The organism is Sinorhizobium sp. M4_45 (assembly GCF_002885915.1).
GTDB lineage: Bacteria > Pseudomonadota > Alphaproteobacteria > Rhizobiales > Rhizobiaceae > Sinorhizobium > Sinorhizobium meliloti_A.
On record NZ_NWVE01000002.1, the window covers coordinates 698,967 to 717,510 of the forward strand.

At 62.5% G+C, this 18,544-nt stretch carries 20 protein-coding genes; 8 read left to right on the forward strand and 12 right to left on the reverse strand.

What is annotated here, in order from left to right:
- The first annotated feature begins 193 nt into the window (after window positions 1-193).
- Both CN933_RS09045 and CN933_RS09050 read left to right on the forward strand, forming a co-directional pair.
- Window positions 194-475 (forward strand): hypothetical protein, encoded by a 282-nt coding sequence (locus tag CN933_RS09045; protein ID WP_003531620.1) that lies wholly within the window; start codon window positions 194-196, stop codon window positions 473-475.
- Window positions 476-708: 233 nt separating this feature from the next.
- Window positions 709-3,360, forward strand: a complete 2,652-nt coding sequence (locus CN933_RS09050) for a non-ribosomal peptide synthetase (RefSeq protein WP_018094679.1) — start codon at window positions 709-711, stop codon at window positions 3,358-3,360.
- On the opposite strand, the gene CN933_RS09055 is transcribed toward CN933_RS09050, so the two are convergent.
- Complete coding sequence (locus tag CN933_RS09055) at window positions 3,301-3,813, reverse strand: DinB family protein (RefSeq protein ID WP_018094680.1); 513 nt, start codon at window positions 3,811-3,813, stop codon at window positions 3,301-3,303. The two genes, CN933_RS09050 and CN933_RS09055, sit on opposite strands and share 60 nt — an antisense overlap.
- A gap of 152 nt (window positions 3,814-3,965) precedes the next feature.
- Between CN933_RS09055 and CN933_RS09060 the strand changes: the two genes are divergently transcribed.
- Both CN933_RS09060 and ndk read left to right on the forward strand, forming a co-directional pair.
- Window positions 3,966-4,655, forward strand: a complete 690-nt coding sequence (locus CN933_RS09060; RefSeq protein ID WP_018094681.1) for a glutathione S-transferase family protein — start codon at window positions 3,966-3,968, stop codon at window positions 4,653-4,655.
- Window positions 4,656-4,757: 102 nt separating this feature from the next.
- On the forward strand, window positions 4,758-5,180 hold the full coding sequence (ndk, locus tag CN933_RS09065; RefSeq protein WP_003531616.1) for a nucleoside-diphosphate kinase: 423 nt from the start codon (window positions 4,758-4,760) through the stop codon (window positions 5,178-5,180).
- Between the two features lie 52 nt (window positions 5,181-5,232).
- On the opposite strand, the gene CN933_RS09070 is transcribed toward ndk, so the two are convergent.
- Both CN933_RS09070 and CN933_RS09075 read right to left on the reverse strand, forming a co-directional pair.
- On the reverse strand, window positions 5,233-5,736 hold the full coding sequence (locus tag CN933_RS09070) for a hypothetical protein (protein WP_018094682.1): 504 nt from the start codon (window positions 5,734-5,736) through the stop codon (window positions 5,233-5,235).
- Complete coding sequence (locus CN933_RS09075; RefSeq protein ID WP_018094683.1) at window positions 5,733-6,293, reverse strand: CGNR zinc finger domain-containing protein; 561 nt, start codon at window positions 6,291-6,293, stop codon at window positions 5,733-5,735. Before CN933_RS09075 ends, CN933_RS09070 begins: the two co-directional genes overlap by 4 nt.
- A gap of 68 nt (window positions 6,294-6,361) precedes the next feature.
- Between CN933_RS09075 and CN933_RS09080 the strand changes: the two genes are divergently transcribed.
- Window positions 6,362-7,258 carry a branched-chain amino acid ABC transporter permease gene (locus CN933_RS09080; RefSeq protein ID WP_018094684.1) on the forward strand — a complete coding sequence of 299 codons (897 nt, stop codon included), beginning with the start codon at window positions 6,362-6,364 and terminating at the stop codon, window positions 7,256-7,258.
- 18 nt (window positions 7,259-7,276) lie between these two features.
- On the opposite strand, the gene CN933_RS09085 is transcribed toward CN933_RS09080, so the two are convergent.
- From CN933_RS09085 to CN933_RS09105, 5 genes are all read right to left on the reverse strand, one after another.
- Window positions 7,277-7,744, reverse strand: coding sequence for a molybdenum cofactor biosynthesis protein MoaE (locus tag CN933_RS09085; RefSeq protein WP_018094685.1), 468 nt, complete (start codon window positions 7,742-7,744; stop codon window positions 7,277-7,279).
- A 4-nt stretch (window positions 7,745-7,748) separates the two neighbouring features.
- Complete coding sequence (gene moaD / locus CN933_RS09090; protein ID WP_018094686.1) at window positions 7,749-8,009, reverse strand: molybdopterin converting factor subunit 1; 261 nt, start codon at window positions 8,007-8,009, stop codon at window positions 7,749-7,751.
- Complete coding sequence (gene pgsA, locus CN933_RS09095) at window positions 8,006-8,593, reverse strand: CDP-diacylglycerol--glycerol-3-phosphate 3-phosphatidyltransferase (protein ID WP_003531610.1); 588 nt, start codon at window positions 8,591-8,593, stop codon at window positions 8,006-8,008. The genes moaD and pgsA overlap by 4 nt, the downstream gene beginning before the upstream one ends.
- A 234-nt stretch (window positions 8,594-8,827) precedes the next feature.
- Complete coding sequence (gene uvrC, locus CN933_RS09100; protein WP_018094687.1) at window positions 8,828-10,852, reverse strand: excinuclease ABC subunit UvrC; 2,025 nt, start codon at window positions 10,850-10,852, stop codon at window positions 8,828-8,830.
- The gene (locus CN933_RS09105; protein WP_018094688.1) at window positions 10,849-11,613 is read right to left on the reverse strand and encodes an SDR family oxidoreductase; all 765 of its coding nucleotides are present in this window, start codon (window positions 11,611-11,613) and stop codon (window positions 10,849-10,851) included. Before CN933_RS09105 ends, uvrC begins: the two co-directional genes overlap by 4 nt.
- Window positions 11,614-11,975: 362 nt before the next feature.
- Here CN933_RS09105 and CN933_RS09110 point away from each other — a divergent pair, with 362 nt between their 5' ends.
- Window positions 11,976-12,614 (forward strand): outer membrane protein, encoded by a 639-nt coding sequence (locus CN933_RS09110; protein WP_018094689.1) that lies wholly within the window; start codon window positions 11,976-11,978, stop codon window positions 12,612-12,614.
- A gap of 163 nt (window positions 12,615-12,777) precedes the next feature.
- Here the strand turns inward: CN933_RS09110 and CN933_RS09115 are convergent, their stop codons facing one another.
- Genes CN933_RS09115 through CN933_RS09130 form a run of 4 tightly spaced genes read right to left on the reverse strand, consistent with a single transcriptional unit; the run spans window position 12,778 to window position 15,561 of the window.
- Complete coding sequence (locus CN933_RS09115; RefSeq protein WP_018094690.1) at window positions 12,778-13,368, reverse strand: glutathione S-transferase; 591 nt, start codon at window positions 13,366-13,368, stop codon at window positions 12,778-12,780.
- A 14-nt stretch (window positions 13,369-13,382) separates the two neighbouring features.
- Window positions 13,383-14,141 carry a ribonuclease T2 family protein gene (locus CN933_RS09120; RefSeq protein WP_080636456.1) on the reverse strand — a complete coding sequence of 253 codons (759 nt, stop codon included), beginning with the start codon at window positions 14,139-14,141 and terminating at the stop codon, window positions 13,383-13,385.
- 55 nt (window positions 14,142-14,196) lie between these two features.
- On the reverse strand, window positions 14,197-14,640 hold the full coding sequence (locus tag CN933_RS09125) for a hypothetical protein (RefSeq protein ID WP_018094692.1): 444 nt from the start codon (window positions 14,638-14,640) through the stop codon (window positions 14,197-14,199).
- 51 nt (window positions 14,641-14,691) lie between these two features.
- The gene (locus tag CN933_RS09130; RefSeq protein ID WP_018094693.1) at window positions 14,692-15,561 is read right to left on the reverse strand and encodes a 23S rRNA (adenine(2030)-N(6))-methyltransferase RlmJ; all 870 of its coding nucleotides are present in this window, start codon (window positions 15,559-15,561) and stop codon (window positions 14,692-14,694) included.
- A 68-nt stretch (window positions 15,562-15,629) separates the two neighbouring features.
- Between CN933_RS09130 and CN933_RS09135 the strand changes: the two genes are divergently transcribed.
- Both CN933_RS09135 and CN933_RS09140 read left to right on the forward strand, forming a co-directional pair.
- Window positions 15,630-17,762 carry a molybdopterin-containing oxidoreductase family protein gene (locus CN933_RS09135; protein WP_018094694.1) on the forward strand — a complete coding sequence of 711 codons (2,133 nt, stop codon included), beginning with the start codon at window positions 15,630-15,632 and terminating at the stop codon, window positions 17,760-17,762.
- Window positions 17,763-17,891: 129 nt separating this feature from the next.
- The gene (locus CN933_RS09140) at window positions 17,892-18,488 is read left to right on the forward strand and encodes an NUDIX domain-containing protein (RefSeq protein WP_018094695.1); all 597 of its coding nucleotides are present in this window, start codon (window positions 17,892-17,894) and stop codon (window positions 18,486-18,488) included.
- Window positions 18,489-18,544 lie beyond the last annotated feature (56 nt).

Below are 18,544 nucleotides of genomic sequence, written 5' to 3' on the forward strand. Positions count from 1 at the left end.
ACAACGTGTTCCGATAATCAATACTTCCCATCCTCATCATGAGGCCCCACATCTTCGGACGGAGAGCACGAGAATGCTCTTCTGACCCTTTGATCGGACCGGGCGCCATCGGCGAGGCCACCGCGTCCGGAATGGTGCCGATCAAGGCGGTCGCGACGAAACCTTCGTTCAAGCGAACGACCGATCAGGAGTGATGATCATGAGGAACGCAATCCATACTGCTCTCGCCGCCACCCTCGTTGCCACAGCCGTTCTCGGCGGTGCATCCGCAGCCTTTGCCGGCGGCAGCTATTATCAGGGTGTCAGCGACAAGCCGCTCTACACCGAACGCGCAGCGCGAGCCGGTGACCAGACGGCCGTTCGCCGTGCCGACGGCTCCCTCGACCGTACGTCCACCGGTTCGGTCGGCTATGCTCCGCAGCCGAAGGTCGTTTCCGGCGGTGAAGGCGAATATTACCAGGGCCTCAGCCGCTAAGGCCACAGCCGACGAGTCATGGAGCGGGCGCGGCCTCCCACGCGCCTCTGGCTCCGCCCGAACGAAAGGCCCGGTTCCCCCGAACCGGGTCTTTCGTGCTCCGGGGTGGCCTTTTCAAACGGCGCACTCCGCGCGCAAAACCGTTTCGCACAACGTCCTCTCTCCGCTTCGCCCTTTATACTTGACGATGGGAGTCAGCAATAATATGCCGCCGTGCTAAAATGGAGGTGGTTTTGGGCGGCTCAGGCGAAGTTTCGGTGTCCCCGTTCGGTGTTGCAAGTCTTGCTGCGCGGGGCGACCGGCCGGCGCTGCTTTTGCGCGGCGGGCGGATCGTGAGTTACAGCGAACTTGCCGAGCGCATCGACCGGCTCGCTTCTCGGTGGCGCGGCGATCGCGGCCTGGTCATAATCGAGGCCGATCTTTCCGAACACGCTATCGTCGCTTATCTCGCAGCACTCGAGGCGGGCCACGCGGTCGCCCTGTGCGGCACCGCTTCCATGGCCGAGGATCGCGACGTCTTCAAGCCGGAATATTGCTACCGCCGCTTCGGCGGTCGCTGGCGCATGGAGCGGCTGGCGGGAGATGCGATCACACCGCATCCCGAACTTGCCGTCCTGCTCTCGACGTCCGGCAGCACCGGGCAAGGAAAATGGGTGCGGCTGTCGCACATGAATATCCAGTCCAATGCGCGGTCAATCGCGGAATATCTCGGTTTGACGGCAGCGGACCGAGGCTGCCTCATCCTGCCGCTTCACTATTCCTACGGGCTTTCCGTCCTTAACGCCCACCTCGCCGTGGGCGCGAGCGTCTACATGCCGGGCTGTTCCATCCTCGACGAGGGCTTCCTCGATGAACTTGCGCAGAGCGGCAGCTCCAATTTTGCCGGAGTCCCCTATTCCTACGACCTCCTGGAAATGGCGGGATTCCGGGAGCGGGACTTTCCGGCGCTGCGCTTCATGACTGTGGCCGGCGGACGTTTGGCGCCGGAACTCGTTCGCCGCTACAATGAGCATCTCTCCGCGCGCAACGCGTGCCTTTTCGTGATGTACGGCCAGACAGAGGCAACCGCTCGCATGGCCTATATGCCGCCGGACCGTCTCCGGGGCAGGGAAGACCGGATCGGCATCGCCATCCCGGGCGGCAGCCTGACGCTAGAGGACGACGGTGGAAGGATAATCTCCAGCGCCGATCAGCCCGGCGAGCTTGTCTATCGCGGGCCGAATGTGATGATGGGCTACGCTTCGTCACGCGCCGATCTCGCGCGAGGGGCCGAGTTGTCGGAATTGCGGACCGGCGATCTGGCCGTAAGAGATGCGGACGGGCTCTTCCGGATCGTCGGACGAACAAAGCGGATATCGAAGATTGCCGGCCTCCGAATAGGTCACGACGGTCTGGAGGCGGCCCTGGAGCGGCACGGAGTCGCCGCGGCCGTGGTCGGCAGCGACACCGAAATCCATGCCTATTATGTGGGAAACCGCGATCCGGATGAAGTTCGCCGCCTGCTCGTCGAGGCGAGCGGCTTGACCTTGATGCATGTAGGGGCTTCCCGCCTCGACAAGTTGCCGAGATTGACATCCGGCAAGATCGATTACCCGGCCCTTCGCAAGCGGCCGGCCGCGGCAACGTGCGGCAGTTCGGAAGAGGGGGACGTCGAGGCGCTTTTTGCCCAGCTCTTCTATCCGAAGAAGGTTCGACGGGAGGACAGCTTTCTGTCGCTCGGTGGCGATTCGCTCCGTTTCGTCCAGCTTTCGATCGGCCTCGAGAGGAGGCTCGGAGAACTGCCGGAGGCCTGGGAAAAGCTCTCGATCGGCGAACTCGCCGCCCTCGGCAGCCGCGAGCGAAAGAGCCGCCGGATCGGCGCGGATCTCCTGATCCGGGCGCTGGCGATCCTGCTGGTCGTGGTCCACCACGAGACGCTTTGGCCGATTCCGGGAGGATCGGCTGCCATGGTCATTCTCGCCGGCTTCGGTCTAGCGCGCTTCCAGAGCGGCGCACTGCTCTCCGGCGCGATAGACAAGCTGCTGCGGCCGCTCGTCCAGATTCTCGTCCCCTATTATCTGATCGTGGCGGGCTACACGCTCGCCTGGGGCCAGATACCCTGGGCGTCGGTCTTTCTCGTCGGGAATTTCGGCTTTGCCGACCCCGGGCGCCACGGCATGGTGCCCTATCTCTACTGGTTCATCGAAGCCTATTGTCAGATGCTGCTGGTGTTTGGCGCTCTGTTTGCCGTTCCGGTCGTCCGGCGCGCCGCGGCCAGAAGACCTCTTGCCGTGGGCATGGCGTTGTTTGCCGCGGCCTTCGCTGCGCGGATGGCGTTTCCGCTTCTCGTCGATATCGGCAACCGCCAGATATTCACCCTTCCATGGATCTTCTACATGGCGGTGCTCGGCTGGTGTGCGGCAGTTGCCGAAACGTGGAAAGAACGCTCGATGGTAATGCTGGCAGGAACAGGCGTTTTCCTGTTCCTCGGACTTTATGAGGGCGTCTGGATCGGGACGAAAGTCAAATATCTGCTGCAGATCGCCGTCCTGGCGGCGCTGCTCTTCCTGCCGCGCATTCGCATGCCGCAATGGGGTACGCGGCTGATCCTGCCGCTTTCCGCAGCGGGCTTTCATATCTACATCCTGCACCGCTTCGTGCCGGAGTTGCTGTTGCTGCCGATCCGGCCGTTGCTGTCGCCGCTGGCGTTTGCCTTCTGCTCAATCCTGGGGGGCATCGCGCTCGGCATTGCCGCCTGGCTGGGGCAGGGTCGACTTATCGCGTGGCTCGCCGGTGCCCGAGACAGGCGCATCTCGCTTGCAACGGAGGGCGGCTCCGGCCTCGCTTCAATCGGCCCACTTCTTGCCCTCGGTCCGCAGGAAGAAAACCAGGTCCAGCGTCAGTGAGGGCTGCCTAAGCGCGGTCAAGGTCGCATGCGCCTGGCCGCGATGATGGGTCTGATGGTTGAAGAAGTGAGCGAGCGTCCGTGCGAGCCGTTCCGTGACCTCGACCGGATTGGTGAGCGGAGAGTAGGTGAAGTGCCCGGCAAGGCGCGCCTCGTCGAGGCTGTCGACCCAGGCAATGATGCGGTCGTCCTCGGCCGCCCGCGCCGCCGCCAGTCCGGTGAAATCTTCGTGTAGAATGGCGTCGAGTTGCGACGGCGCCTCGCCCTCTTTCGTAAACCGCTTCATCCAGATCCGGTCCGCCGCGAGGATATGGTTCAGCGTCCCGTGCAGCGAGCCGAAGAAGGCTCCCTTGTCCTCCCGGTATTCCGAATCCGATAGTTCCGAGACGGCAGCGTAGACACGCCGGTTCGCCCAGCGATTGTAGTCGGCAAACATCCGGTAGTGGTCGAGCATCGGCAATCTCCTCGTGTGGTCGGCTCCTCGTGTGGTCGGCAACCTATCGCGAATCCGTATCAGGGTGTCGAATGCTACTGATGAAATTAAGTGATTTGATCCGCAAGCGGTGCTCCCCTTATGTGCCTCAGTAGCGAAATACAGGAGCCTGAATGACACGCAAACTCTATGCACTCTCCGGAACCGACAGGAGCCGCCCCTTTTCGCCGCATGTGTGGAAGACGAAGCTATCGCTCGCGCACAAGGGCCTAGCCTTCGACATCGCGCCCGTCGGCTTCACCGAGATTCCGAGGCTGGAGCAGGGGGCGACGAAGATCGTTCCCCTGCTGCGCGACGGGGAGAAACTCGTCAGCGACAGCTTCGATATCGCTCTCTATCTCGAAGAGGCCTATCCCGATCGTCCCCCGCTGTTTTCCGGCGAAGGCGGAAAGGCCATGGCTCGCTTCGTCGAGGGCTGGTCGCAAACGGTTTTGCATCCCGCGATCGGACGTATCGCGATCATGGACATTCATGACAGCCTCGACCCGATCAACCGGGCTTATTTCCGGGCGAGCCGCGAGGAGCGCTTCGGAAGGCCGCTGGAGGCGGTTGCCGAGGCCGGGCGTGGAGACCTCGAAAGCTTCTCGGCGAAGCTCGAACCGCTCCGCCACATGCTGAAGTTTCAGCCGTTCCTCGGCGGCGACGGGCCGCTATTTGCCGATTATATCGTCTTTGGCGCGCTGCAATGGGCGCGTATCGCTTCGCCACGCCGCCTGCTTGCCGCAGGCGACGTCGTCACCGACTGGTTCGAGCGCTGCCTCGACCTTCACGACGGCTTGGGCCGCAGCGTGACAGCGGCGTGAAACTACAGCGCGAGGGGGCGAATCATCGCCGCGCCCCCTTGTTTTGCGCGGAATTGGCGGCTAATGAACCGCCACTTCTCAAGAGCAAGGGAAATTGAGCCAATGGCGATTGAACGTACCTTTTCGATGATCAAGCCGGATGCGACGAAGCGCAACCTGACCGGCGCCATCACCAAGATGCTGGAGGATGCCGGCCTTCGCGTCGTCGCCTCGAAGCGCGTCTGGATGAGCCGCCGCGAAGCCGAAGGCTTCTATGCCGTCCACAAGGAGCGCCCGTTCTTCGGCGAGCTCGTCGAATTCATGTCCTCCGGCCCGACCGTGGTCCAGGTTCTCGAAGGCGAGAACGCCATTGCCAAGAACCGTGAAGTCATGGGCGCTACCAACCCGGCTAACGCCGCCGAGGGCACGATCCGCAAGGTCCACGCTCTTTCGATCGGCGAAAACTCGGTTCACGGTTCCGATGCCCCGGAGACGGCTGCCGAGGAAATCGCCTACTGGTTCTCCGGCACCGAGATCGTCGGCTGAGCGATAAAGCAGAGACGTGATTTTCGAGCCGGGGCGGCGACGCTCCGGCTTTTTACGTCGGGCAACTGGCGGTCTCGAAGCGCGCCGGCGCCTTGCCGTCCTTGAAGACCTCCGGGTTCTTGTCGTAGGCCGGACCTTCGACAAGGGGTTTCGCCGGCATCACGTCCTGATCGATGTCCGAAATGACAGTCGTCTCCAATCTCTGAAGCGATGTCCCGTCCGGCCCTTTGACCTCGATGGTCACGGCATAGGGTCTCTGCTTCTTCACGCAGGTGATGTCCGGACTTTCCAGCACCACCTTGTTCAGCTTCGGGAAAAGCCGCCGTTCAAGGGTCAGCGGATTGCCGCCGGCAGGGTTTTCGAAGGTTGCGACGACAGTGCTCCCATCCGGAACCGGCTCCGTCTTGTTGAGGGTGACCATATAGGTCGCATAGGCCAGCCGATAGTTGAACACGAACATCTTGCCGGTCAGTTCGAGCGGATCCCTGCCGCTTTCGCGTTGACAGCCGGCAGCGACCGCTGCGGCGAGCAGAGCGGATATCATGGCTCTCTTCATGGCTTCGGTTCCTCCCTGCTGCGGCGATAATGACGCCTGGCCTTCGTGCGGTTGCCGCAAACCGCCATGTCGCACCACGTCCGGCTTCGGTTGCGGCTGCGGTCGAGAAACAGCCACGCGCAGTTGGGGCAGATTTTGAGGCGTTCCCTCTCCGGTCCGGCAATGAGACCAAGTGCCGAATGCGCCGTGGCCACATCGAGCGGCGTGCCTTTGCCCGTGTCCGCGGGTTGACGCAGGACGGTGGCGATCGCCTCGAGCAGATCGGCCAGGAGGTCCGGCCGATCCTCAGTCCGCACCAGCGCGCGGAAATGGCGGTCGGTCGCCTCGCGCAGTCCAATGAATGCGTTTCGGCGCACTGATTTTGCCGGGACGAGCGTGCCGAAACGGCTCCGTTCGGCGCCGTAGAGATTTGCGGCCTCGGCGAAGCTGTCGATCGCCGCCGGATCGTCGAAGCGATCGATCCGGCGCTCCGCGTCGAAGCGCAGGACCACGGAATTGGCGACGTCCAGTGCGAGCGCGCCGCCGGAGAATCGATGTGCGGTCCAGGTGAAGCTCATGCGAAAAGTCCTAACTGGTAAAAGCTATTTTACCAGTTATAGTACGCTTGTCATCACGCGGATGTGCCATGGCCTATTTCCTGCAGCAGATCGCCAATGCCGTGCCCGTGGCCGCGCTTTATGCGGCGCTCGCCTTCGGATACGCCATCGCCTTTGCCGTCACACGCCGGGCGGATCTGACCTATGGCGCACTCTTCGCCTTTGCAGGGCAAATCTTCGTGCTCTTCGCCGATGTCGGCTGGAGCCGGCTGTGGCTGGTACTGCCGGCGGCGCTCGCGCTGGGGGCGGCAGCGGCGCTCGCATTCGGGCTCGGCGCCGGCCTTGTTGCCGGCCGCTACGTCATGAGGCCCCTGGCTTTTTCCTCCGCCAACGCGGTGGTCGTCGCCTCGCTCGGAAGCCTGCTGGTGTTGATGGAAACAGCCCGGCTCGCCTCCGACACCAGAAGCCTCTGGCTGCCGCCCTTCCTGAACGACGTGGTGGTGTTCTGGCCCAATCCCGCCTTTCCGGTCGCGCTGACGGTCGTACAACTCGTCAATACCGCGCTCATGGTGGCCCTTGTCGGCGGCGGCCATTGGCTGTTGACCCGTTCCTACGCCGGCCGCTACTGGCGTGCCGTTTCCGAGGATCGCAAGGCCGCCGCGCTTTGCGGTATCGATCCCGGCGTGGTCTATGTCGCCGCCTACGGCGTGGCGTCGCTGATCGCTGCGTTCTGCGGGATTCTCGCTGCTTCCTATTACGGCAACATGGATTTCGGCACCGGCCTGACCTTCGGGGTCAAGGTCCTGTTCATCGCGGCCATCGGCGGGCAGGCTTCGCCGCTATTCGCGGCACTGGGCGCAGCCGGCATCGGCCTCATGGAGACCTTGTGGAGCGCCTATGGACCCATCCTCTGGCGGGACTTCGCCATATTCGGCTTTCTGGTGATCGTGCTCGTGATCACGCGCCGGGAAAAGATCATTCCATGAACCGCAGGCGGTGTGAGATCAGCGACGCGTCCAGCGATCGCGCGCCGCGTCGTCCGCATCCTTCGCGCTGACCCAATCGCCTGCGCTGCCGTCGGTGCGATGTTCCTTCTTCCAGAAGGGGGCCGAGGTCTTCAGGAAATCCATGATGAAATTCGCGCCATCGAATGCCGCCTGCCGGTGCGGCGAGGCGGTTACCACCAGGACGATGTTCGCTCCCGGCTCCATGCGGCCGAAGCGATGGATGGCGGTTGCGGCCTGCAGGCCGAAGCGCTCGACCGCTTCCTGGCATATCCGTTCGATCTCCGCCTCCGCCATGCCGGGATAGTGCTCGAGCTCGAGGGCGCCGAGGGCTCCGGCCTCGTCCCGGCACAGCCCCGAAAACGTGACCACCGCACCGATGTCAGTCCGCCCACGGCAAAGCGCCGAGACTTCGGCGGCGATGTCGAAGTCGTCGCGCTGGACGCGCACGGTGACCGGGGCAGCCATGATCTCAGCCGCCCGTCATCGGTGGGAAGAGGGCGATCTCGCGGGCGCCGGCGATCGGCTCGCCGTGCTCCACATGTTCCTGGTTGATCGCCGCGCGGATGACGTTCGCGTGCTCGAACACCGCGGCATACTCCTCGCCGCGGGTCCTCAGATGGCCAAGCAGATCGGCGATCGTGACGACATCCTCCGGCAGGTCCAGTGTTTCTTCAGGCCTGCCGATGCGTTCGCGAACCCAGGAGAAATAGACGAGGTTTACCGTGCTCATTCGTTGACAACATGTTTCAGGCCGGCGCGGAAATAGTCGTAGCCGGTATAGAGTGTGATGGCCGCGGCGATCCACAGAAGCAGGATACCGGCTTCCGTCACATAGGGCACGATCTTGTCGCCGGCCGGACCGGCGAGCAGGAACGCGATCGCCACCATCTGGATCGTCGTCTTCCATTTGGCAACCCGCGTCACCGGAACGCTGACCTTGAGAGCTGCAAGATATTCGCGCAGACCGGAAACCAGTATCTCGCGGCAGAGGATGATGATGGCAGCCCAGATCGACCAGCCGGCGATCGTCCCGTCGGCGGCCACGAGCAGCAGGATCGAGGCGACCAGCAGCTTGTCCGCGATCGGGTCGAGCATGCGGCCGATATTGGAGGTCTGCTTCCATATGCGGGCGAGATAGCCGTCGAAAAAGTCGGTGATCGAAGCCGCGACAAAGAGAATAAGCGCGGTCCAGCGCGCGAAGTCCGAGCTGTGAAGCCGGCCCTCGATGAAGAAGCAGAAGACGATCAGCGGCACGATCAGGATGCGGAAATAGGTCAGCAGATTCGGGATGCTATAGGCTATGGGCGTTGGCATGGATTCGGTTTCTCTGGACACGACAGTCCTCATTTCCCGCCATCTGGGGTCTCGGCGCGATCGATTCTAGTGGTCGAAGCGGGATGCGGGCGGAAACGCCGAATGCCTTTCCTCATCCCCTCCGGGTTCAGCTGTACAGAATGACTTTGCGACCATAAGGTCAACAGATCATTGCGTGACGCCTGTCATAATTGGCGGATTTCGCCTGAATGCAGGCTGAACCGCGCCGCGCCGTCATTTGGCGGCGTCTTCGTGGAAATGCTCGTAGACGATACGGGCGACCGTTTCGGAAATGCCGTTTACCGACATCAGGTCGTTGATGCCGGCGCGGGAGACTGCCTTGGCGGTTCCGAAATGGGTGAGGAGCGCGCGTTTGCGTGTCGGGCCGATTCCGGCGATCTCGTCGAGCGGATTCTTGACCATTTCCTTTTTCCGGCGAGCCCGATGCGAGCCGATCGCGAAGCGGTGCGCTTCGTCGCGCAGGCGCTGGATGAAATAGAGGACCGGGTCGCGCGGCGGCAGAGTAAAGCTTTCCCGGCCTTCGGCGAAGAAACGTTCGCGGCCGGCGTCGCGGTCGACGCCCTTGGCCACGCCGATCGCCGTCACGCTATCCTCTATGCCGAGTTCCTTGAGAATCGCACGAACCGCCGTCATCTGCCCTTGGCCGCCATCGATCAGGATGACGTCGGGCCACGCGGGGAAACCGGCATCCTCACCCGGCTCTGCGGACCGATCCGGCTTGCCCTCCTCTTTCAGGAGTCGGGAGAAGCGCCGCGTCATGACCTCGCGCATCATGCCGAAATCGTCGCCCGGCGTGATGTCGGTCGATTTGATGTTGAACTTTCGGTACTGGCCTTTGACGAAGCCCTCCGGGCCGGCGACCACCATGCCGCCCACCGCATTGGTGCCCATGATATGCGAGTTGTCGTAGATCTCGATGCGGCGCGGCACGTAAGGGAGTTGGAAGGTTGCGGCAAAACCTTCGAGCAGGCGCCCCTGCGAAGCGGTTTCGGCGAGCTTGCGGCCATGCGCCTCGCGGGCGTTTGCGAGCGCATGCTCGACGAGATCCTTCTTCTCTCCGCGCTGCGGCACGAGGATCGAGACCTTGTAGCCGGATTTCTCGCTGAGCGCCTGTGCAAGCAGTTCCTGTTCCTCCACGGGGGCGCAGAGCAGGACCTGCCGCGGACAGGGCTTGTCGTCATAGAACTGTGCAAGAAACGCGCTGAGCACCTCGGCGGGGGGAATCGAAGGGTCGGCTTTCGGAAAATAGGCGCGATTGCCCCAGTTCTGCCCCGTCCGGAAGAAGAACACCTGGATGCAGGAGATGCCGCCTTCGTGATGAATGGCGAAGACGTCCGCTTCCTCGACGCCGGCCGGATTGATGCCCTGGTGGCTCTGGACGTGGCTCAGCGCGGCCAGCCGGTCGCGGTAAAGCGCGGCACGTTCGAAATCCAGGTTTTCCGAAGCCTCGGCCATGGCGGAGGCAATGGTCGCCTTCACCGCCTGGCTCTTGCCGGAGAGAAAGTCCTTGGCTTCGCTGACCAGTTCCGCGTAGTCCGCATCGCTGATCTCGTTCGTGCACGGCGCGGAACAACGCTTGATCTGGTAAAGCAGACAGGGGCGCGTGCGTGTTTCGAAGACACTGTCCGTGCAGGTTCTGAGAAGAAAGGCGCGTTGCAGCGAATTGATCGTGCGTCCGACTGCTCCGGCCGAGGCGAAGGGGCCGAAATAGTCGCCTTTGCGGCTGCGCGCGCCGCGATGCTTGTAGAGCGCCGGCGCACGCGTATCGCCGGTGACGACGATATAGGGGAAGGACTTGTCGTCGCGCAGAAGCACGTTGAAGCGCGGGCGCAGGCGCTTGATGAGGTTCGCTTCGAGCAGCAGCGCCTCGATCTCCGTCCGCGTCGTCACGAATTCCATATGTGCGGTCTCGCGAACCATGCGCGCGATGCGGTTGGAGTGGCCGCGCCCCTGCGCATAGTTGCTCACCCGCTTCTTCAGGCTGCGGGCCTTGCCGACATAGAGCACGTCGCCGGCCTCGTTGAGCATCCGGTAGACGCCGGGCCCGTTCGGCAGGCGCTTGACGAAGGCCTGGATGAGTTCGGCTCCCTTGAGGCCTGCCGCTTCCGGCAGGCTCTCCGCCCATCCTATTGCCGGCGCCAGCCGTTCGGGCTCGGTCACTTCGACCAGATCGTCTTCGTCGTCCGTCTCCGTGGCGTCGTAAAGGATGCCGCCATCGGTGGGCGTCTGCCCGTTCATTCCACTATCTCCCGAATATCCGGCGTCTCCCAGGCAAGGTGCTGGCCGCCGTCGAGTGCAATCATCTGTCCGGTAACCGACGGCGTGTCGAAAAGGAAGCGGATCGCACGTCCGAATTCATCGAGCGCCGGACCGCGCCTGAGAATCAGCGCCTCGACCTGCGCCTCGAAATCACGCGGATCCTGTCGCTCGTTCGGCAGCGTCGGCCCGGGTCCGATGCCGTTGACGCGAATGTCGGGGGCGAGCGCCTGGGCCATCGTCTGAGTTGCCGTCCACAGCGCCGACTTCGACAACATATAGGAATAAAAGCGCGGATTTGGAGACCAGACGCGCTGATCGATCACATTGACGATGAGACCGGAGACGTCGGCCGGCCGCTGCAGGGCAAAATCGCGGGCGAGCAGGGAGGGGGCTTTGACATGCAGCGCGAAGTGCCGCTCCCATACCGCTTCGTCGAACTCGGCGAGGCTGTCCTTGTTGAACACCGAGGCGTTGTTGACGAGGAGATCCAGCGGACCGAGCAGGGCCGTTGCCTCGGCGATGAGCCCGGAGGCGGCGCCGGCTTCGGTAAGATCGGCTCTGAGTGCGACCGCCCTCGCGCCGGTTTGTCCCAGCTTCCCGGCGAGCGCCTCCGCTTCTGCGAACGATCCGTTCGCGTGAATGGCGAGCGCGAAACCGTGCGCCGCCAGATCCTCGACTATTGCCCTGCCGATGCGTCGGGCGCCGCCGGTAACGAGCGCCGCCTTGAGTGTCCTTTTCAACGTTTCGTCCCGTTCTTCGAATCCTGATGCCGAGTGGCAGAAGATATAGACTGGAAACGCTCGCCGAAACTCTCGCCGGAGGATTCATTTCTGAAAAATTAACGTGGAAGCCGTAATTTGCATTAGTTTGTATTGCTGTAGTATATCTTTCGTTAATCTTGAATCATGGTTAATAAAACTCCTGTGTCTGCGCTGCAACATCGCTTTTCGGTCGCGTTGCCGCCACTAAAATTTCACATTTTGGCTCTTGAGATTCCTCATTTCCTGATCAATTTCGGGTCAACCGGGCGGGTTAATTGCAGATGTCCGGTGTTCCGCCGGGAAACACCTAAAACGGAACGCCGGTTCGAAAGGAGAATAGTATGCGTACGCTCACCACCACCCTCATGGCCTCGGCCATGGCCCTCGTTGCTTTCCAGGCCGCCCACGCCGCTGACGTGGTCGACGAAGTTCCGGCTGCTCCGGCTGCCGAATATACCGAACCGGCGGTGCGCAACTGGTCCGGCGCCTATGTCGGCGGCACCATCGACTGGCACCATGGCGAGGCCGATGCAACCGGCAACAATAAGTCGGTCGGTTTCGGCGGCGGTCTCTATGGCGGCTACAACGTTCAGGACGGTCAGATGGTTTATGGCGGTGAAGCCGACGTAAACTACACCGGCAACGACGCCCGCTCCAGCGGCCGCCGCGTCAAGCAGGGTGTCAACGGCTCGGTCCGCGGTCGCGTCGGTGTCGACCTGAACCCGGTTCTCGTATACGGCACGGCCGGTGTCGCACTCGGCAATGCCAAGCTTTCGACTCCGGCAGGCTCCGACGACAAGACTCTTGTCGGCTGGACCGCAGGCGTCGGCGCCGAAACCTTCGTCACCGACAACATCACCGCGCGTGCCGAATACCGCTACACGGATTACGGCTCCAAGGACTTCCGCGCCGGCGGTTCGACGATCTCGTCCGGCTACGACGAGCACAGCGTCAAACTCGGTATGGGCGTCAAGTTCTGATCCGTCCAACGCGATCGAAAAAGGCCGGGCTAACCCCGGCCTTTTTTGTTTTGAGCCGCATCCTGCGGCGCGCGCCACGAGTCACCTTCGACCCGCTTGCGGGGAGAAGGTGGCCGGCAGGCCGGATGAGGGGCGACGCAAGCAAGAGCAAGCTTCGCGATGCTCAAGCCTTGAACTTCGAATAATCCGGGAAGTGCTTCTCGAATTTGGCAGGCCAGTTCTTGAGCTTGGGCCGGCCCTTCTGCCATTCGCCGGCGAAGCGCAGTTCGATGTAGCGCAGCGTGGCGGCGAGTGCGAAATGACCGGCATTGAGCTTCCCTCCGGTCTTGGGCAGATTTGCTTCGAGGTAGTCGAGGCCCCGTTCCACCTTTTCCCACTGCCGGTCGATCCAGGGCTGGTGCACCTTTTCAGGCGGATGGAAGCGTTTCTCGTAGACGATCGCGAGCAGGCTGTCGCATATGCCGTCGCAAAGTGCCTCGAAGATCTCGATCCTCGTACGCTTCTCGTGATTCTTCGGATAGAGCTTGCCCCCGGTTTCGCGATCGATGAAATGCATGATCGCGCGGCTGTCGTAGATTGCCTGGCCGTCGTCGGTGATCAGCGTCGGAATCTTTCCGAGCGGATTGTTGTCGATCAGCTGCGGCGGATTGGCATTGGTTTCCGTGAGAACGCTTTCCGCCGCGATTCCGGCATGATGAGCCGCCATGCGGACCTTGTTCGAATAGGGGGAGGCGGGCGAGTAGAGTATCTTCATGCGATGTCTTTCCATCATGGTGCTGGAGGCAACGAGACGGTGTCTCGTCTGCAGGCCTGTCGGTCGACTTGAGGGCAAGCCCTGAATTTCAGTTCCTTGTCGAAGCAGATCCTGATTTCTTCGAGTAACCTTCCTTCGCAGGTAACAGCGATCGACTCGCTCGTCATCCCGGAATTCTTCTTCTTGAAGGCCGCTTCGATCGCCTGGACGGAGAGGTTCTCGGCGCCGTCCACAGCCGTTAATTCCGAAGGAATGGCGAGCCTCTCATGCGCGGCCCGCGTGACCGCGAAATAATCCCTCTGGCTGAGGCCGGAACAGGTGCCGTGCTTGCGCCACTGGTGGCCGATAAGGCCCATCGAGGGGATGAGGTCGAAATATTGCCGTCCGAGCGATTCGGGCACGCGATCCGAGTGCCGCGTCCGGCAATATTCCGGATAGCTGCCTTCGTTCTGCGGCCAGAGTCCGTGTACGATCAGGCCATGTCCGCGGCCGGTTTCGCACTGGTCGGACTTGCCTTTCGGATCGTTGGCGTCGCACCAGGTCGGCGACCAGGAGAGGGAAAGCACATAGAAGTCGAACCCAGTGCCGACGGGCACAGGCGCCATTGACGCACGTCTCGCCAAATCATTCGAGGCGTTCGGGGCAGTCTGGCTGCCTTCTTCACCGCTACAGCCGAGAAGCGTGCCAAGGACGACGATTGCCGGCAGCAGGCTGAAAGGCGTCGCATTCGATCGAGTTCGTGAGATGCGCTTCAGCTTTTCGTACCGATGCATGTCGTTGTCCCAAAACCGCTGCGCACTTTTGGGCGACATGCGTTAGGTGCTGCGATCACCGAAGCGAAGCGCAGTTGGCGCCGTAGACATACCATGGGTCGAGACCCCCGACGCAGAACTCGATATTGGACCCGACGCCGGCAAAGCCCCATGGCCGTTCGATCAGATACCACATCGGGCGCCGAACGCCGTCCGTCGTCACCGCGGTCGCGTAGCAATATTCGCGTTCCACCAGATGGGTGTAATCGCGCGGTTCGAAGCGGCTCTGACCCATTTCGCGAATCTCGGCGATGGCGATGTTGGCGCGCAGATAGTTCGCCGCCTTGTAGTCGAAGCGCCGGGTAATGAAACCCAGGACGGAGGGGTTGCCGCAAACGCCGACGTCGTAGGTATGCCGGGCAACGGGAACTTCCGCAAAGTCTGCGGCGGCCGCGCTGCTGGTCACGCCGGCAACGAGGGAAAGCGAGGTGAGAAGCATTGCGGCAAGCTTGCAAGTCATGGCTACCTCCCTGAGTCGTCGTAAGAGATTGAAGCCACAGAACCTTATCCGTCAAGGCCCTCGATCGAGCGGCGCCTCGCCGCGCAGCCAGAAGCAACGCCCCGAAGCGAAACGATCCTGGGCGAGTTGTGTCTTCAGATAGGGTAGGAGAATGTCGAGTTCGCCTTTCAACGTGAAGGGCGGGTTGACGATGATGAGGCCGGATCCCGCGAGTCCCGTGGTAACGCGATCGCTGCGCACCGACAGTTCGGCGCAAAGCATTTTCGGGATTTCCAAAGCCTTGAGCGACTCGTGAAAATCCCTGATCGGCGCGCCCTTCTTCAGCGGATACCAGAGACAGTAGATGCCGCCGGTGAAGCGGCGGTATGCCTTGGCCAGCCCGTCCACCAGCCGCTCATACTCGCCTTCGGCTTCGAAGGGAGGATCGACGAGAACGAGGCCGCGCTTTTCCTTCGGCGGCAGATGTGCGCCCAGCGCCAGCCAGCCGTCGAGCCGGGTGATGCGGCTCTGGAAATCACCTTCGAAGAGCCGGTGCAGCGCCTCGTGATCCTCCGGATGAAGTTCCATGGCCGACAGCCGGTCCTGCGGGCGAAACAACATGCGAGCGAGCTTCGGCGACCCCGGATAATGCATGAGGCCGCCCCCGGGGTTAAGGTCGCGAACGGCGGAAAGATACGGTTCGAGAATGGCGGCGACCGGGGCGGGAAGCTCTGCCTCGATCAGCCTTCCGATGCCCTCGCGCCATTCGCCGGTCTTCTGCGCTTCCTCGCTCGAAAGGTCGTAAACGCCGATCCCCGCATGGGTGTCCAGCACGCGGAAGGCCTTGTCCTTCTGCTTCAGATAGGTGACGAGCCGTGCCAGCACCGCGTGCTTCAGGACATCGGCGAAGTTGCCCGCGTGGTAGATGTGCCGGTAGTTCATAAGCGTTGCCGATGGCCGCGATCAATTGTTTCGATGAATGGCGAATGGGGCTTTGAGCGTCCCTGGCCATGCCATATAGAAAAGCCATGAACGTTGCGACCCCTATCAGACAAGAAAAAACCATCGGCCATTCGGTCTGTCCGCACGACTGTCCCTCGGCTTGCGCTCTGGAGGTCGACCTCACCGCCGACGGCCGGATCGGCCGCGTACGCGGAGCGGCGGAAAACACCTATACGGCGGGGGTGATCTGCGCCAAGGTCGCCCGCTATGCAGAGCGCATCTATCATCCCGGCCGGCTGATGGTGCCGCAACGCCGGGTCGGTGCGAAGGGCGACGGGCGTTGGCAGGAGATTTCCTGGGAGACGGCCCTGGACGAGATTGCCAACCAGTTCGTCAAAGCCGAGCAGAGACACGGCTCGGAGGCGGTTTGGCCCTATTTCTATGCCGGCACGATGGGGCAGGTGCAACGCGACTCCATCGAGCGGCTGCGCCACGCCAAGCGCTATTCCGGCTTCTTCGGGTCCATCTGCACCAACATGGCCTGGACCGGCTACACCATGGCGACCGGTACCCTGCGCGGGCCGGACCCAAGAGAGATGGCCAAGTCCGATTGCGTCGTGATCTGGGGCACCAATGCGGTTGCGACGCAGGTCAACGTGATGACCCACGCGGTCAAGGCGCGAAAGGAGCGCGGCGCCAAGATCGTCGTCATCGACGTCTACGACAACCCGACGATCAAGCAGGCCGATATGGGGCTGGTCCTGAAGCCGGGCACCGACGCGGCGCTCGCCTGCGCCGTCATGCACGTCGCCTTCCGCGACGGTCATGCGGACCGCGCCTATATGGCTGAATTCGCCGACGATCCCGCGGGGCTCGAAGCGCATCTGAAGACGCGCGGACCGGAATGGGCTTCCGCGATCACCGGGCTTTCGGTGGAGGAGATCGAAGCTTTCGCGAGACTCGTCGGGACGACGCCGCGGACCTATTTCCGTCTCGGCTACGGCTTCACCCGCCAGCGCAACGGTTCCGTCGCGATCCATGCCGCAGCCTCCGTTGCCACGGTGCTCGGCTCCTGGAAGCACGAGGGCGGCGGTGCCTTCCATTCGAACAACGACATTTTCCGGCTGGACAAGCGCGAGCTCGTCGGCAGCACCCTTCACGATCCGGATGTGCGCATGCTCGACCAGTCGCAGATCGGCCGCGTGCTGACCGGAGACGCCGAGGCGCTTCGCCATCGCGGTCCCGTGACGGCATTGCTCATCCAGAACACCAATCCGGTCAATGTCGCGCCGGAGCAGCGGCTGGTGAAGCGCGGCTTTCTGCGCGACGACGTCTTCGTCGCCGTGCACGAGCAATTCATGACGGACACCGCGCAACTCGCGGACATCGTCCTGCCGGCCACCATGTTCCTCGAGCACGACGACCTTTATCGCGGTGGCGGACACCAGCATGTTCTGCTCGGGCCGAAAGTCGTCGAGCCGCCGCCGACCGTGCGCACCAATCTTTTCGTCATCGAAGAGCTGGCAAAGCGTCTCGGCGTCGCAGACTGTCCCGGCTTCGGGATGACGGAACGCCAGCATATCGATCGATTGCTCGCCAATTACGGCATCGGCTACGACGAGATGAAGGAGCGGAAATGGCTCGATTGCCAGCCGGCATTCGAGGAGGCGCATTTCCTCAACGGTTTCGCGCATCCGGACGGCAGGTTCCGCTTCAAGTCGGATTGGACCGGTACGCCCGCGCCGAACCGGCCACCGAAGGCGATGGGGGTTCAGGGGCCGCACGGTGAACTTCCCGAGTTCCCAGATCATGTCGACCTCATCGAGGTAGCCGACGAGCGGCATCCGTTCCGGCTGGCGACGTCGCCGGCGCGGTCCTTCCTCAATTCCACCTTTGCCGAAACCCCGTCCTCGATCCAGAAGGAAGGCCGGCCGGAAGTCATGATCCATGCGGAGGATGCGGCCGAACTCGGTATCGCCGAGGGCGACGTCGTGAGGCTTGGCAACGGGCGTGGTGAAATTCGCCTGCACGCGAAGATCGGAGGGGGTGCCCGTCGCGGCGTCGTCATCGCCGAAGGGCTTTGGCCCAATGGCGCCCACCTGGACGGGGAGGGGATCAACGTCTTGACCGGTGCCGATGCCGTGGCACCCTATGGCGGCGCTGCATTCCACGACAACCGGGTCTGGATGCGGCGGACCTGACCGCCGCTCTCCAGATCACGATGACTTTATGCCCCCTCGTCTGCGGGGCGGGCAGAGTTAATTCAGCCCAAGGACTTGGTCCGGCTGGATCCCTGTGACGAGCACAGGGCGATCGAACAAGGATTTCTTATGATCAAAAACGCAGACCCGCGCTTCCGGATCATCGATCGCAAGACGGTCTGGGATGGCTTCATCAATCTCGAGCAAATCACGATCGAGCAGGAAATGTCCGACGGCAGCACCGCGCGCCTCGTGCGTGAAGTCCACGACCACGGTCGCGCCGCAACGATCCTCCTCTTCGACCCGGAGCGGCAGGTGGTGGTTCTCGTCCGCCAGCTGCGCCTGCCGGTTTTCCTGCAGGGGGAAAAGGGATATCTCCTCGAAGCGCCGGCGGGCCTCCTCGACGGCGAAGCGCCGGAGGTCGCCATTTGCCGCGAGGCGATGGAGGAAACCGGCTACCGCATCGAGACGGCTATGCATCTCTTCGATGCCTATATGAGCCCCGGCTCCATTACGGAGCGCACGAGCTTCTTCCTCGGTCTCATCGATATATCGAAGAAGGTGGCGGCGGGCGGCGGGCTTGCGCATGAAGGCGAGGACATCGAGGTGTTGGAAATTTCCTTCGACGAAGCCGTCGCGGGGATCGGCACCGGCGAGATCTGCGACGCGAAAACCATCATGCTTCTGCAGTGGGCTATGCTCAACCGTGCCTCTCTGGCCAAGTAATCGCCTGATACTCTGCAATATTCTACATTACCGATATTTCACTGTTTGATCGCGCT

Bases quoted from the DNA above. Each gene is read 5' to 3' on its own strand.
- CN933_RS09045 (WP_003531620.1), top strand. From the start codon at position 194: ATGATCATGAGGAACGCAATCCATACTGCTCTCGCCGCCACCCTCGTT.
- CN933_RS09055 (WP_018094680.1), bottom strand. From the start codon at position 3,813: ATGCTCGACCACTACCGGATGTTTGCCGACTACAATCGCTGGGCGAAC.
- CN933_RS09060 (WP_018094681.1), top strand. From the start codon at position 3,966: ATGACACGCAAACTCTATGCACTCTCCGGAACCGACAGGAGCCGCCCC.
- ndk (WP_003531616.1), top strand. From the start codon at position 4,758: ATGGCGATTGAACGTACCTTTTCGATGATCAAGCCGGATGCGACGAAG.
- CN933_RS09070 (WP_018094682.1), bottom strand. From the start codon at position 5,736: ATGAAGAGAGCCATGATATCCGCTCTGCTCGCCGCAGCGGTCGCTGCC.
- CN933_RS09075 (WP_018094683.1), bottom strand. From the start codon at position 6,293: ATGAGCTTCACCTGGACCGCACATCGATTCTCCGGCGGCGCGCTCGCA.
- CN933_RS09080 (WP_018094684.1), top strand. From the start codon at position 6,362: ATGGCCTATTTCCTGCAGCAGATCGCCAATGCCGTGCCCGTGGCCGCG.
- CN933_RS09085 (WP_018094685.1), bottom strand. From the start codon at position 7,744: ATGGCTGCCCCGGTCACCGTGCGCGTCCAGCGCGACGACTTCGACATC.
- moaD (WP_018094686.1), bottom strand. From the start codon at position 8,009: ATGAGCACGGTAAACCTCGTCTATTTCTCCTGGGTTCGCGAACGCATC.
- pgsA (WP_003531610.1), bottom strand. From the start codon at position 8,593: ATGCCAACGCCCATAGCCTATAGCATCCCGAATCTGCTGACCTATTTC.
- uvrC (WP_018094687.1), bottom strand. From the start codon at position 10,852: ATGAACGGGCAGACGCCCACCGATGGCGGCATCCTTTACGACGCCACG.
- CN933_RS09110 (WP_018094689.1), top strand. From the start codon at position 11,976: ATGCGTACGCTCACCACCACCCTCATGGCCTCGGCCATGGCCCTCGTT.
- CN933_RS09115 (WP_018094690.1), bottom strand. From the start codon at position 13,368: ATGAAGATACTCTACTCGCCCGCCTCCCCCTATTCGAACAAGGTCCGC.
- CN933_RS09120 (WP_080636456.1), bottom strand. From the start codon at position 14,141: ATGCATCGGTACGAAAAGCTGAAGCGCATCTCACGAACTCGATCGAAT.
- CN933_RS09125 (WP_018094692.1), bottom strand. From the start codon at position 14,640: ATGACTTGCAAGCTTGCCGCAATGCTTCTCACCTCGCTTTCCCTCGTT.
- CN933_RS09130 (WP_018094693.1), bottom strand. From the start codon at position 15,561: ATGAACTACCGGCACATCTACCACGCGGGCAACTTCGCCGATGTCCTG.
- CN933_RS09135 (WP_018094694.1), top strand. From the start codon at position 15,630: ATGCCATATAGAAAAGCCATGAACGTTGCGACCCCTATCAGACAAGAA.
- CN933_RS09140 (WP_018094695.1), top strand. From the start codon at position 17,892: ATGATCAAAAACGCAGACCCGCGCTTCCGGATCATCGATCGCAAGACG.